This is a genomic window from Micromonospora sp. LOL_025 (assembly GCF_048060285.1).
Classification (GTDB): Bacteria; Actinomycetota; Actinomycetes; order Mycobacteriales; family Micromonosporaceae; genus Micromonospora.
Genome location: NZ_JBHMIR010000034.1, coordinates 1 through 14,605, shown reverse-complemented (window position 1 = coordinate 14,605; position 14,605 = coordinate 1). Strand labels below are relative to the sequence as shown.

Here is a 14,605-nt window from a genome sequence, read left to right as displayed (position 1 = left end):
CGGCCGGGTTGACGAAGGGAGAACGATGTCGAGCATCTTCGGTTCGGCGATCACCGGGCTCGGCGCCTATCGGCCCACCCGCGTGGTCACCAACCCGGACATCGCACTGCGTACGGACGTGACCACGGAGTGGATCGAGGAGCGCACGGGCATCAAGACCCGGCACGCCGCCGGTCCCGGGGAGACCGTGCCGGTGATGTCGGCGGAGGCCGGCGCGAAGGCGCTGGCGATGGCGAACGTCGACCCCTCCGAGGTCGACCTGCTCATCCTGGCCACCGCCACCAAGCGGGACCGGATCCCGGGCGGCGCGCCGGAGGTCGCCCACCGGATCGGCATCCCGGCGACCGGCGCGTTCGACCTGAACGCCGCCTGCGCGGGCTTCGCCTACTCGGTGTCGGTCGCGTCCAACGCGGTCCGGCTCGGCGAGGCGCGCAACGTGCTGGTCGTCGGTGCCGAACACCTCACCGAGTTCATCGACCCCGAGGACCCGGCGACCTACGTCATCTTCGGCGACGGCGCGGGCGCCGCGGTGATCTCCCGCTCCGAGAACCAGGGCATCGGCCCCGTGGTGTGGGGCAGCGACGGCCGGCGGGCCCCGATCCTCGGCACGAAGTGGGCCAAGGACGGCAAGGAGTACGCCTCGATGAACGGGCCGCTGGTCTACCGGTGGTCCACCAAGAACATCCCCCCGGTCGCGCGGGAGGCCTGCGCCCGCGCCGGGATCGACCTGTCGGAGATCGACTGGTTCGTGCCACACCAGGCGAACCTGCGGATCATCGAGCAGCTCGCCGAGATCCTGGAGATCCCGGAGGAGAAGGTCGCCCGGGACGTGATCGACACGGGGAACACCTCGGCGGCCTCGGTGCCGCTCGCGCTGAGCCGGCTGCACGAGAGCGGCCGGACCAAGCCCGGCGACAAGGCGCTGCTGCTCGGCTTCGGCGCCGGCCTCGCGTACGCCGGCCAGATCGTCCGGATGCCCTGAACACCCTCCCGAAAGGACACTGACATGACCGTTGACCAGGTGGCCGCCGACGTCGAGCAGCTGACCCGCAAGCTGATGACCGAGGAGCCGGACCGGCCGATCTCCGCCGACGACACCTTCGTGGACCTGGGCCTCGACTCGCTCAAGCTGGTCGACCTGCTCGGCGCCGCCGAGGTGCACTTCGACATCGAGGTGCCGGACGAGGAGGTCGGCAACTTCGTCCGCGTCCGGGACCTGACCGACTTCGTGCTCGGCGCCAAGTGAACGCCGGCGACGGGGACGCCCGGGAGCTGTCCGTCGGTCAGGCCGCGCAGTGGGCGCTGTACCGACTCGCGCCCGAGAGCTCGACCAGCAACGTGGTGACGGCCGTGCTCGCCGAGCCGGTCCTCGACACCGACGTGTTGCGGGCCGCCCTCGTCGCCGTCCAGGACCGGCACGACCTGCTCCGGTCCCGGTTCGCCGAGACCGGAGCGGGGCCGGTGCGGCTGGTCGACCCCACCGGCTCGGGCGCGGTCGAGGTCCGCGACGTCGGTGACATGGACGACGCGGCCCTGCGTACGCTCATCCACGCCGTCGGCGAGGAGCCGCTCCGGCTCGAGCAGGACGGCCCCCTGCGGGCGGTGCTGCTGCGTCGGGGCACGGACTGCGCGCTGGTCCTGGTCATCCACCACATCGCCACCGACGGGCTCTCGCAGTACCTGATCTGGCGGGACCTCGGCGACGCGTACCGGGTGCTGCGGGGCGGGGGCACGGTCGACTGGCCCACGCACCCCCGCTACGACGAGTTCGTCGCGCGGGAGCAGGCCATGCTGGCCGGCCCCCGCCGCGCCGAACTGGCCGAGCACTGGGCCCGCACCTGCGCCGGGGCCACCGCCGCCACCCTGCCCACCGACCGGCCCCGCTCCGCCACCCGGTCCTACCGGGGCGCGTCCGTGGCCCGGACGCTGCCGGACGAGGTCGCCCGGCAGGTACGCGCCACGGCCACCGCCCTGGCGGTCACCCCGTTCAGCGTCCTGCTCGGCGTCTTCGAGGCGCTGCTGCACCGGTGCACCGGGCAGCGCGAGTTCACCATCGGCTGCCCGGTCTCGGTGCGGCGGGGACGGGCGCTGCGGGAGGTGGTCGGGATGCTGGTGAACCCGGTCGTGCTCCGCTCGTCGTTCGCCCCGGACACCACCTTCGCGGCGGCGATCTGTGCCGCGGGACGCCAGCTCTCGGACGGGGTGGCGCGCGCCGCCTACCCGTTCCCCCTGGTCCAGGCGGCCCGCCGGGACCGGGACCCGCTGGTGCGGGTCACCATCACGTTGCTCACCCGGCAGCACGGCGACACCCTGTCCGACACCAGCAACGGATTCGTCGGGCACCGGGTCCGCCAGGTGGTGGTGCCGTACGACGAGGGCCAGTTCGACCTCGCCGTGACGGTCCACCAGCTACCGGACCTGGCCCTGCGTACCGAGTTCAACTACGACACGGACCTGCTCGACCGCGCCACCGTCGAGCGGCTCTTCGACCAGTACCTGGCCCTGCTCGGCGCCGCCTGCGACGACCCGGCCGCGACGGTGGCCGACGCCCGCCTGGCGGGCGACGTCGACGAGCGGATGCTGCTCGAACTCGGCATGAGCTGAGCGCCCCGGTCACCCGGCACCCGTCGTCGACGGGGCGCCGCACGACGCCCGCACGGCGGATGCGGGCGACCTTCCGTCAGCCCGGAGAGGGGGTTGAAATGGATCAGGGAATTCTCTCCACGGTCGGCAACACGCCCCTGGTGCGCCTGGACCGGTTGTTTCCCGAATTTCCCGCCCGGGCGTACGCGAAACTCGAACAGTTCAATCCGGGTGGGAGCATCAAGGACCGGGCCGCGCTGAACATGCTGCGCGGGAAGATCGAATCCGGCGAACTGGTGCCCGGACGGTCCGTGGTGGTGGAGTCCAGCTCCGGCAACCTCGCCATCGGCCTGGCCCAGATCTGCGCGTACTTCGGGATCCGGTTCATCTGCGTGGTGGACCCGAAGACCACCCGGCAGAACCTGGCGGTGCTGGCGGCGTACCAGGCCGAGATCGACATGATCGAGCACCCCGACCCGGTGACCGGCGAGTACCTGGCGGTGCGGCGCCGCCGGGTGCGCGAGCTGGTGGAGACCGTACCCGGCGCCTACCGCCCGGACCAGTACACCAACCCGCTCAACGCCCGGGCCCAGCGGCAGACCATGGCCGAGATCATGACCGAGCTGGACGGCCGGGTCGACTACCTGTTCTGCTCCACCGGCACCTGCGGCACGCTGGTCGGCTGCGCCGACTACCTGCGCGAGAACGGCCACCCCACCCGGATCGTCGCGGTCGACGCCGTCGGCAGCGCGATCTTCGGCTACCCGTCCGCGCCCCGGCTGATCCCCGGGCACGGCGCCTCGGTGGTGCCCCCGCTGGCCGCCGACGCCAGGCCGGACGAGGTGCTGCACGTCTCCGACCTCGACTGCGTGGTCGGCTGCCGGTTGCTGGCGGTCCGGGAGGCCATCCTCGCCGGCGGTTCCTCCGGGGCGACGGTGGCCGCGCTGCGGCGTCGGATGGCGGACCTGCCCGCCGGGAGCACCAGCGTCCTGATCTTCCCGGACAACGGCGACCGCTACCTCGACACCATCTACTCCGATCGCTGGGTGACCGAACAGTTCGGCGAGGTCAGCCACCTCTGGAAGGGCGACAAATGCTGATCATCGGCCATGCCGTGGTCCGGGACGTGCTCGACGGCGACGAGGCCCGGGTCATCGACCTCGTCCGGCAGGCGTACCTGCTGCACGAGCAGGGCCGCACGAGCGTGCCGCACTCGGTCTTCCTGCGTTTCCCCGACAACGCCCGCAACCGCATCATCGGGCTGCCCGCCTACCTCGGCGCCGACCCGCCGGCCGCCGGCATGAAGTGGATCTCCTCGTTCCCGGCGAACATCGAGCGGGGCCTGGACCGCGCCAGCGCCGCCATCGTGCTCAACTCGCTGGAGACCGGCCGGCCCGAGGCGGTCATCGAGGGCTCGGTCGTCTCCGCCCGGCGTACCGCGGCCGGCGCGGCCCTCGCCGCGCAGCTGCTGACCGCCGGGTCCCGCCCGGACGGCCTGGCGCTGATCGGCTGCGGGCTGATCAACGAGCAGGTGCTGCGCTTCCTGACGGTGGCCCTGGCGCCGCCGGCCTCACTCGTGCTGCACGACACCGACCCGCGCCGGGCCGAGGCGTTCGCCGCCCGGGCGGCGGCCCTGCTGCCGGCCACGACGATCAGCGTGGTGGCGGGCGCCGAGCAGGCCCTGGCCGCCCACCGGCTGGTCTCGATCGCCACCACCGCCAGCGAACCGCACCTGGAGCTGACCGCCTGCCAGCCGGAGAGCGTGGTGCTGCACCTGTCGCTGCGGGACCTGCACCCCCGGGCGGTGCTGGCGGCCCGCAATGTCGTCGACGACCCCGACCACGTGTGCCGGGAGCGCACCTCGCTGCACCTGGCCGAGCAGCTTACCGGCGGCCGGGACTTCATCCACACCACCATCGGCCGGCTGGCCGGTGGCGCGGCGCTGCCCCCGGTCGACGTCCCCGGACCGGTGGTGGTCTCGCCGTTCGGGCTGGGCGTGCTGGACATCGCGCTGGCCGAACACGTCCGCCGCACGGCGGCCCGGCGTGGCCTCGGCGTGCGGATCGACGACTTCACACCCGTACCGGCCGCCGCCGTGGCGACCGCGGAACCCACGAGGGAGAGAACATGAGCGACGACGACCGCAGCTACCTGGTGGTGCTCAACGACGAGGAGCAGTACTCGATCTGGTGGAGCGACCGGGCGCTGCCGGCCGGCTGGCGGGCCGAGGGCACCGAGGGCACCCGGGACGAGTGCCTCAGCCGGATCAACGAGCTCTGGACCGACATGCGGCCGAAGAGCCTGCGCCTGCGCATGGACGGCGCGTCCGTCTGACGGGCCCACGGCAGGCGTGACCCCCGGCCGTCCGCGATCGACCCCCCACCCCGGAGGAGCACCCCGATGAGCACCCCTCTGTCCACCCCGCCGGCCGCCGGAGCGGGCACGGTCGATCCCGTCGTCCTGCCGGACCTGATCGCCGGCCAGGCCGCGGCGACGCCCGACGCGACCGCGGTGCTCGCCGGCGACGTACGGGTCGGCTACGCCGAACTCGACAGGCGCGCCAACCAGCTCGCCCAGCACCTGATCGGGCTGGGCGTCGGTCCGGAGTCGACGGTCGGCGTGTATCTGCGCCGGGGGGTCGACCTCGTCGTCGCCCTGCTCGGGGTGTGGCGGGCCGGCGGCGCGTACCTGCCGCTGGACCCGGCGCACCCGGTGGACCGGCGGCGGTGGATCGTCGCCGACACCGGGGTGGACGTCGTGCTCACCCAGGCCGACCTGCGCGACGACGGGCTGGCCGGGCCGTCCCACGTGGTCTGCCTGGACGCCGACCGGTCCCGGATCGCGGCCGGACCGGACACCGCGCCGCCGGTCCGCATCGACCCCGACAACGCGGCGTACGTCATCTACACCTCCGGCTCGACCGGCCGGCCCAAGGGCGTGGTCGTCACCCACGGGGCCATCGGCAACCGGGTGGCCTGGACGGTCCGGCAGCACGGCCTGTCGCCGGCGGACCGGGTGCTGCAGAAGACCGCGGTGAGCTTCGACGCCGCCGGCTGGGAGTTCTTCGCCCCGCTGATCTGCGGGGCGACGGTGGCGCTCGCGCCGGACGGCGCCGAACGCGATCCGGCCGCCCTGGTGGCGGCGGTCGTCCGGTACCGGGCGACCGTGCTCCAGGGCGTCCCGTCGGTGCTACAACTGGTGACCGAGGAGCCGGACTGGCCGAGGTGCACCTCGCTGCGGCTGGTCTTCTCCGCCGGCGAGCCGCTGCACGCCGAGCTGTGCCAGCGGCTGGCGGTGGCGCCCGGGACACGGGTCTGGAACACCTACGGCCCGACCGAGTGCGCCATCGACGTGACGGCCCAGCAGGTCGACCTCGCCCAGCGCACCGGGCCGGTGCCGATCGGCCGGCCGCTGGACAACCTCCGCCTCCAGGTGCTCGACGCGAACCGGCGGCCGGTGCCGATCGGCGTGGTCGGCGACCTCTACGTGGGCGGGGCCGGGCTCGGCCGCGGCTACCTCAACCGGCCCGACCTGACCGCGGAGCGGTTCGTGCCGGACGAGTACGGGCCGCCCGGCGCGCGCCTCTACCGCACCGGCGACCAGGTCCGGTGGCGCGCGGACCGGAGCCTGGAGTTCGTCGGCCGCGCCGACGATCAGCTCAAGATCAATGGGGTACGCATCGAGCCGGGCGAGGTGGAGGCCGCGCTGGCCGCCCACCCGGACGTCCGGCGGGCGGTCGTCGTCGGCTTCGCCGAGCCTGGCGGCAGCCCCCGCCTGGCCGCGTACGTCGCCGGCCGGCGCCCCCTGACCGCCGCGCAGCTGCGGTCCTTCCTGACCGACCGGCTGCCCGACGCCCTGGTGCCGGCCGTGTTCGTCCCGGTGGCGGAGTTCCCGCTCACCACCGGCGGGAAGGTCGACCGGGCCGCGCTGCCGCCCGTCGAGACCGTCGACGCGACGGCCTACCTGGCTCCGCGCACCGACGCCGAGCGGCTGGTCGCCCGGCTCTGGCAGGAGCTGCTCGACGTCGACCGGGTGGGGGTGCACGACGACCTCTTCCAGCTCGGCGGGTCGTCGCTGGTGACCGTCCGCCTCGCCAGCCGCCTCGCCACCGAGGCGGGCGTGCGGATCGAGCTGCGGGAGCTGCTCGCCGCGAGCACCGTCGAGGCGCAGGCCGCCCTGCTGACCGGCGGCGCCCCCGCGACGTCGGCGGTGGTCCCGGTGCCCCGCACCGGCCCGCTGCCGCTCTCCCCGGCCCAGCGGCGGTTGTGGCTGCTGGACCAGTTGCACCCGGGCAGCCCCGAGTGGGTGGTGCCGCTCTACCTGCGCCTGCCCGGCTCGCTGGCACCCGAGACCGTACGGGCGGCGCTGACCGCGCTGGAGGCCCGGCACGAGGCGCTGCGCACCCGCTACCTGGCCCGCGACGGCGAGCCGCACCAGCGCGTCGATCCGCCCGGCCCCGTCGACCTCACGGTTTGCGACGCGGCCGAGACCCCGCTCGTCGACCTCGTCGACGCCCAGCTCGGCCGGGGCTTCGACCTGCGCACCGGGCCGCTGTGGCGGGCCACCCTGGTCACCTCGGCCGGAGCGGACCACCTGCTGCTGGTGGCCCTGCACCACATCGCCTCCGACGCGACCACCGCCGGGGTCCTGGAGCGGGACCTGCGCGAAATCTGCGCGGCGAGCGCCGCCGGCCGGGAGCCCGACCTGCCGGAGCTGACGGTGCACTACGCCGACTACGCGGCCTGGCAGCGCCGGTACCTCACCGACGACCGGGTCGAGCGGGAGCTCGGCTTCTGGCGCGAACACCTGGCGGGGGTGCCCGAGATGGCCCTCCCGCTGGACCGGCCCCGGCCGGCCGAGCGCGACCCGCGCGGGGCGCACGTCGAGTTCGAGGTGCCGGCGCAGCTCGCGGAGAGGCTGACCGCACTGGGCCGGCGCTGCTCGGCGACCCCGTTCATGACCATGCTGGCGGGCTTCGCCACCCTGCTGGCCCGCTACAGCGGGCAGTGGGACGTCGCCGTCGGCGCGCCCACCTCCGGTCGACGGCCCCCCGAGGCGGAACAGATCGCCGGGGTCTTCCTCAACCCCGTGGTGGTGCGCTGCACCCTGGACCCGGCCGCGCCGTTCGAGGCGGCCGTGCGGGCCGTGCGGTCCCGGACCCTGGCCGCCCTCGCCCACCAGGACCTGCCCTTCGAGCGGGTGGTCGACGAACTCGTCGACGTCCGCGACCTCTCCCGCACCCCGCTCTACCAGGTGATGCTCAACGCCCAGGAGGGCGGCATCACCGGCCAGTCGACCGACGACGAGGCCCTGCTGGACGCCCTGCGCCGGGCGGCCCGGATCGCGAAGACCGACCTCACCATGCACGTCTGGCCCCGCCCCGACGGCACCCTGGCCGGCAGCCTGGAGTACGCCACCGCCCTGTTCGACGAGCCGACCGTCCGGCGGATGGCCGACCACTTCGTCCGGCTGCTCGCCGTGGCGGTGGCCGAGCCGCGGACCCCGCTCGACGACCTCGACCTGCTCTCGCCGGGCGAGCGGCACCTGCTCCTGCACGAGGCGCACGGTCCCACGGTGCCCCGCTCCACCGCGACGGTCTGCGACCTCTTCGAGGCCCAGCGCCGCCGGACGCCGGACGCGGTGGCCCTGCGCCACGGCGACCTCATCACCACCTACGCGGCGCTGGACGACCGGGCCAACCAGTTCGCCCACCACCTGCGACGCTCGGGCGTCGCCCGGGGCGCGGTGGTGGCCGTGCTGCTGGACCGGGGCGTCGACCTGGTCGCGGCGATCCTCGGCACCTGGAAGGCGGGGGCGGCCGTGCTGCCGCTCGACCCGTCGTACCCCGCCGAGCGGATCGGGCACATGCTCGCCACCGCCGGCGTGGAGCTGGGCGTCACCCAGGCGGCGTACGCGCCCAGGTTCACCGTGCCGACCCTGCACGTGGACACCCACCGGCTGATGGTCTGCGCCGGCCCCACCCACCGGCCGGACCGGGACACCGACCCGGCCGAGACCGCCTACGTGCTGTTCACCTCCGGCTCCACCGGCCGCCCCAAGGGCGTGCTCCTGCCGCACCGGGCGGTGTCCAACTTCCTCGCCTGCGCCGTCGAGACCGAGGCCCTGGGCGACCGGGGGCCGCGCGCGGGGCGGGGCGACGGCGCGCCGCTGTTCACCACCATCGCCTTCGACCTGTCCATCCCGAACCTGTTCAGCCCGCTGGTCTCGGGGCAGTCGGTGACCCTGCTGCCCGCCGCCCTCGACATCGCCGAGCTGGGCGCCCTGCTCGTCAAGGCCGGCCCGTTCGACCGGTTCATCATGACCCCGCCGCACCTGGAGCTGCTCACCGAGCAGCTCGACGACGAGCAGGCGGGCCAGCTCTCCGGCCTGATCTGGACGGCCGGCGCGGCGCTGCGCAGGGAGATCGCCAACCGGTGGCTGGACCGGCTCGGGCCGGGTGGCCTCACCAACAGCTACGGGCCGACCGAGACCACGGTCGTCATGACGGCCCACCCGGTGCGGACGCCGCAGACGAGCGACATCGTGCCGATCGGCCGGGCGATGGCGAACACCACCGTCCGGGTGCTCGACGACGCGCTGCGGCTGCTGCCGGTCGGGGTCGTCGGTGAGCTGCACATCGGCGGCGAGTGCCTGGCCACCGGGTACGCCGGCCGACCGGACCTCACCGCGGAGAAGTTCGTGCCCGACCCGTACGGGCCGCCGGGCAGCCGGCTCTACCGCAGCGGCGACCTGGTCCGGATGCGCCCGGACGGGGTGATGGACTTCGTCGGCCGGGTCGACGACCAGGTGAAGGTTCGCGGCTACCGGATCGAACTCGGCGAGATCCGCGCGGTCGTCGAGGAACACCCCGGGGTGGCCCGGTGCGCGGTCATCGTCCACGAGGAACGGCTGGTCGCCTTTTACCGGGGCGAGGCGCCCGACCTGGCCGCGCACTGCGCCCGGCTGCTGCCCGACTACATGACGCCGAGCCTGCTCGTGCCGGTGGCCGAGATCCCGCTCAACGCCAACGGCAAGGTGGACCGCGCCGCCCTGCTCGACCTGCTCTCGCACGCCGTGTCGACCGGCGCCGCCGGCGCCGCGGACGCCCTCGTCGCGCCGCGCACGGTCGTCGAGGAACGCCTCTGCGCCATCTGGAGCGACCTGCTGGGCGTGCCCGTCGGCGTGCGGCACAACTTCTTCGCCATGGGCGGGCACTCCGTGCTGGCGGGCCGGCTGGTCGCCGGCCTCCAGGAGGAGTTCGACCTCGACGTGTCGCTGCGGCTCGTCTTCGAGCACCCGACCGTCGAGGCGATGGCGGTCGCGGTGGAGGACCTCATCCGGGCCGAGGTGGACGCACTTTCCGACGCCGACCTGACCGAAGACCTGCGGCAGACCAAGGAGCACCAGGCATGACCTCGACCGCGAACCAGCCCAACCTGCGCGAGTCGCTCGTCCAACGCCGGCTGGCGGGCAGGGCCGCCGGTCGGCGCGCCGGGATCCCGACCGTCGACCGCTCGGGCGACCTGCCGCTCTCCTTCGGCCAGCAGCAGATGTGGTTCCTCAACCGGCTGGACCCCACCAGCCCGGAGTACCTGGTCTCCTCGGCGCTGCGGCTGCGCGGCCCGCTGGACCGGGCCACGCTGGGCCGGGCGTGGAACGCCCTGATCGCCCGGCACGAGATCCTGCGCACCCGGTACGCGACGGCCGACCTGACGCCGGTGCAGGTCGTCGACGAGCCCCGGCCGCAGGAGCTGCCGCTGGTCGACCTGACCGCCCTGCCGGAGGCCGAACGGGAGGACCGGGCCGCCGCGCTGATGACCGACCTGGCCGCCACCGGCTTCGACCTGGCCACCGAGTGGCCGGTACGGGCGACGCTGCTGCGCCTCGGCCCCGCCGAGCACGTGCTGGTGCTGGTGATCCACCACATCGCCTGCGACGCGCCCTCCACGGCGGTCCTCCTCGGCGACCTGGCCGAGCTGTACGGCGCGTTCGTCCGGGGCGAGCGGTCGCCGCTGGCGCCGCCGGCCGTGCAGTTCGCCGACTTCGCGGCGTGGCAGCGCGACCGGCTGCGCGGCGAGCCGCTGGAGCGGCACCTGGAGCACTGGCGCGACCGCCTCGCCGGCATCGCCCCGCTGGAGCTGCCCGCCGACCGGCCCCGGCCCCGCGTGCGTGACTGGCGGGGCGCGTCGGTCCCGTTCGCGCTCTCCGCCGACCTCTCCGCCGCGCTGCGGGAGATCGCCCGCGGCGCGGAGACCACCCTCTTCGTCACCCTGCTCACCGCCTTCCAGGCGCTGCTGTCGCGCCACACCGGCCGGACCGACATCCCCGTGGGCAGCGTGACCTCCGTGCGCGACCGCGCCGAGCTGCGCGACCTCGTCGGGTACGGGATCGACAACCTGGTCCTGCGGGGCAGCTGGACGGGGGACCCCACCTTCGCGGAGCTGCTGCGCGGCACCCGCGCCACCGTGCGGGACGCCTTCGCGCACGCCGACGTGCCGTTCGCGCTACTGGTCGACGAGTTCGAACCGGAGCGGGACCTGTCCCGCACCCCGCTCTACCAGGTCGCCTTCACCCTAGGCGACGACGCTCCCGGCGGCACCTGGCCGGCCGGCCTCGCCGCCGAGCCGCTCTGGCTGCCCACCCGGGTCGCCAAGGTCGACCTGCAACTGCACGTCGTCGAGGGCGCCGACGGCCGGCTGCGCGGGCACCTGGAGTACGCGACCGCGCTGTTCGACCGGGCCACGGTGCGGCGGATGGCCGACCACCTCGGCCGGCTGCTGGAGCACATCGGGGCCGACCCGCACGCCCGGATCTCCGCGCTGCGCATCCTCGACGACGCCGAGCTGGCGGCGGCGACCCCCGCCCCGGCCCGCCCCGCCGCCGCGGTGACCGGCACGGTGCACGGCGTCTTCGCCGCCACCGCCGCCGCCCACACCGACGCGACCGCCGTCGTGGACGGCGCGCGACGCTGGACGTACGCCGAACTGGACGCCACCGCGAACCGGCTGGCGCACCACCTGCGGGCCCTCGGCGCCGGCCCGGAGCGGCTGGTGGCGGTCTGCCTGGACCGCCGCGCGGAGCTGGTCTCCACCCTGCTGGGCGTGCTGAAGTCCGGGTCGGCGTACCTGCCGGTGGAGCCCGGCGTCCCGGCCGACCGGCTCGACTTCACGCTCGCCGACGCGGGCGCGCGGATCGTGGTGACCACCGAGGCCCACCGGGCGCGGTTCGCCGACTTCGACGGCGCCGTGGTGGTGCTGGACGACCCCGGGCACGCCGGGGAGATCGCCGGCCGTCCCGGCACCGACCCGGGCGTCGCCGTCGACCCCGAGAACCTGATCTACGTCATCTACACCTCCGGGTCGACCGGCCGCCCCAAGGGCGTCTTCCTGACGCACGCCAACGTGCTGCGCCTGACGACCGTGGCGCAGGACGAGCTGCACTTCGGCCCCGCCGACGTGTGGCCGCTGTTCCACTCCTACGCCTTCGACGTGTCGGTGTGGGAGCTGTGGGGCGCCCTGCTGCACGGCGGTCGCCTGGTGGTGGTGCCCCGGGAGGTCACCCGTTCCCCCGCCGACCTGCTCGACCTCCTGGTCGAGGAGCGGGTCACCGTGCTCAACCAGACCCCGACGGCCTTCCGCGGCCTGGTGGGACTGGCCCGCGACGGCGACCCCCGCATCGACCGGCTCGCGCTGCGCGCGGTCGTCTTCGCCGGGGAGAAGCTGGAGTACGGCGACCTCGGCCCCTGGGTGGCACGTCGCGGGCTGACCGTGCCCCGGCTGCTGAACCTCTACGGCATCACCGAGATCACCGTGCACGCCACCTACTACGAGGTGCGCCCCGACGACCTGGCCGGCACCGCCAACCCGATCGGCGTCCCGCTGGCCGACCTGAGCATCCACCTGCTCGATTCGTACGGCAATCCGGTGCCGGTCGGCGTCACCGGCGAGATCCACGTCGGCGGGCCCGGCGTGGCCCGGGGCTACCTGAACCGGCCCGGACTGACCGCGCAGCGGTTCGTGCCCGACCCGTTCGGCCCGCCCGGCGCCCGCCTCTACCGCAGCGGCGACCTGGCCCGCCGGCGCGCCGACGGCAGCCTCGAGTTCGTCGGCCGGATCGACGACCAGGTGAAGATCCGGGGCTACCGGGTCGAGCTTGGCGAGATCGAGGCCGCCATCTCGGCCCTGCCCGGGGTGCGGGAGGCCGTGGTCGTCGTCCGCGAGGACACCCCCGGCGACCGGCGGCTGGTGGCGTACTCGGTCGTCGACGAGCAGGCGGAGCTGCCCCGGCCGGGGCAGGTGCGCGCGGCGCTGGCCCGCACCCTGCCCGAGTACATGATCCCGTCGGCGTTCGTCCCGCTGGCCCGGCTGCCGCTGACCGTCAACGGCAAGCTCGACAAGCGGGCGCTGCCCGCGCCCGACCGTACGGTCACCGCCACCGACCGGCCCTACCTGGCGCCGCGTACGGAGGTGGAGGAGCGGCTCGCCGCGATCTGGGCGGAGCTGCTCGGCCTGGAGCGGGTCGGCGTCGAGGACGGCTTCTTCGACGTCGGCGGCGACTCGATCCGCGCCGTGGCGCTCGCCGCCGCCATCCGGGCCGCCGGCTTCGACGTGCAGGTGCGCGACCTCTTCGAGCGCCGCAGCATCGCCGAGCTGGCGGAGTTCCTGACCGGCCGCCCCGCGCCGGCCGCGCCGGAGCCGGCCGTCGAGGCGTTCGCGCTGATCTCCGAGGCCGACCGGGTCGCGCTGCCCGACGACGTCGTCGACGCGTACCCGTGCACCCAGGTGCAGCTCGGCATGCTCGCGGAGATGCTCGCCGACGAGCACAACCACTACCTCAACGCCACCACCTACCGCATCCCCGACTCCGGCGAGTTCTCCCTCGACGCCTTCCGGGAGGCCGCCGCGCTGCTGGTGCGGCGGCACGAGGTGCTGCGCACGTCGTTCGACCTGACGGGCTACCCGGTGCCGATGCAGCTCGTGCACGCCACCGCCGAGATGCCCGTCGCCATGGACCGGGCGCAGGCCACCGACCGGGCCGGCCTGGAGCGGGAGCTGCGCGACTTCATCGCCGCCGAGCGGGCAGACATGTTCGACCTCGGCCAGCCGGCGCTGTTCCGGCTGCACGCGCGGGTCTGCGCGGACGGCAGCTGGTGGCTCACCCTCACCGAGTGCCACCCGATCATGGACGGCTGGAGCTACCACTCCCTGATGATGGAGCTGGTCGGCGCGTACCACCGGATCCGCGACGGGCTGCCGGTCGAGCCGCGCCCGGCGCCGCCGGTGCGCTTCGCCGACGCCGTCGCCGCCGAGCTGCGCTCCACCGGCGACGGACCCGACCGCGCCTTCTGGCACGACCGGGTCGCCGGCCGGGACCGGTTCGTCCTGCCGGAGGGCTGGGGCGACCCCACCGCCGAGGAGGGCGCCCAGTACGACCACTGGGTGCCGCTGCACGACCTGGAGCCGGGCCTGCGGGCGCTGGCCCGCCAGACCGGCGTGCCGTTCAAGTCGGTGATGCTGGCCGCGCACCTGAAGGTGATGAGCCAGCTGACCGAATCGGGCTCCTTCTTCACCGGACTGGTGTGCAACATCCGTCCCGAGGTCGCCGGCGCCGACCGGGTCTACGGGATGCACCTGAACACGGTGCCGTTCGTGCACGACGCGGGCGCGCGGACCTGGCGTGAGCTGATCGCCCGGACGTTCGCCGGGGAGCTGGAGCTGTGGCCGCACCGCCGGTACCCGCTGCCGGTGCTCCAGCGGGAGGTCGGCGACGGCGGCCGGATGCTCGACGTCCGGTTCAGCTTCCACGACTTCCACCAGATCGACACCGACGAGATCGACTACGCCGACTCGATCGACGACAGCCCGAACGAGTTCCCGCTGGGCGTGATCAGCCGACTCGGTTTCATCACCCTGGAGGCCAACCTGCGTTACCTCGGCGTCGCGCAGGTCGCCCGCCTCGGTGGCATGTACCGGGCGGTGTTGGAGGCGATGGTCGCCGACGTGGACGGTGACGCGTCGGTGGT

Annotated in this window: 8 protein-coding genes; all 8 read left to right on the top strand. The window is 74.3% G+C overall.

From position 1 onward, the window contains the following. Positions 1-25: 25 nt before the first annotated feature. Entirely contained in the window at positions 26-982 is a 957-nt protein-coding gene (locus ACFHW0_RS27585; protein ID WP_416612230.1) for a beta-ketoacyl-ACP synthase III, read from the top strand. 24 nt (positions 983-1,006) lie between these two features. Further along, the gene (locus tag ACFHW0_RS27580; RefSeq protein ID WP_101410848.1) at positions 1,007-1,246 is read left to right on the top strand and encodes an acyl carrier protein; all 240 of its coding nucleotides are present in this window, start codon (positions 1,007-1,009) and stop codon (positions 1,244-1,246) included. After that, a complete protein-coding gene (locus tag ACFHW0_RS27575) occupies positions 1,243-2,604 on the top strand; it encodes a condensation domain-containing protein (RefSeq protein ID WP_416612228.1) in 1,362 nt (453 codons plus the stop codon). The genes ACFHW0_RS27580 and ACFHW0_RS27575 overlap by 4 nt, the downstream gene beginning before the upstream one ends. Positions 2,605-2,702: 98 nt before the next feature. Further along, entirely contained in the window at positions 2,703-3,683 is a 981-nt protein-coding gene (gene sbnA / locus ACFHW0_RS27570; RefSeq protein WP_416612226.1) for a 2,3-diaminopropionate biosynthesis protein SbnA, read from the top strand. Further along, the gene (gene sbnB, locus ACFHW0_RS27565) at positions 3,677-4,714 is read left to right on the top strand and encodes a 2,3-diaminopropionate biosynthesis protein SbnB (RefSeq protein WP_416612224.1); all 1,038 of its coding nucleotides are present in this window, start codon (positions 3,677-3,679) and stop codon (positions 4,712-4,714) included. The genes sbnA and sbnB overlap by 7 nt, the downstream gene beginning before the upstream one ends. Beyond that, entirely contained in the window at positions 4,711-4,917 is a 207-nt protein-coding gene (locus tag ACFHW0_RS27560) for an MbtH family protein (RefSeq protein WP_121401347.1), read from the top strand. Before sbnB ends, ACFHW0_RS27560 begins: the two co-directional genes overlap by 4 nt. 66 nt (positions 4,918-4,983) lie before the next feature. Then, complete coding sequence (locus ACFHW0_RS27555; protein WP_416612222.1) at positions 4,984-9,996, top strand: amino acid adenylation domain-containing protein; 5,013 nt, start codon at positions 4,984-4,986, stop codon at positions 9,994-9,996. Further along, on the top strand, positions 9,993-14,605 hold a 4,613-nt coding region (locus ACFHW0_RS27550), incomplete at its 3' end, for an amino acid adenylation domain-containing protein (RefSeq protein ID WP_416612220.1). The genes ACFHW0_RS27555 and ACFHW0_RS27550, both read left to right, overlap by 4 nt.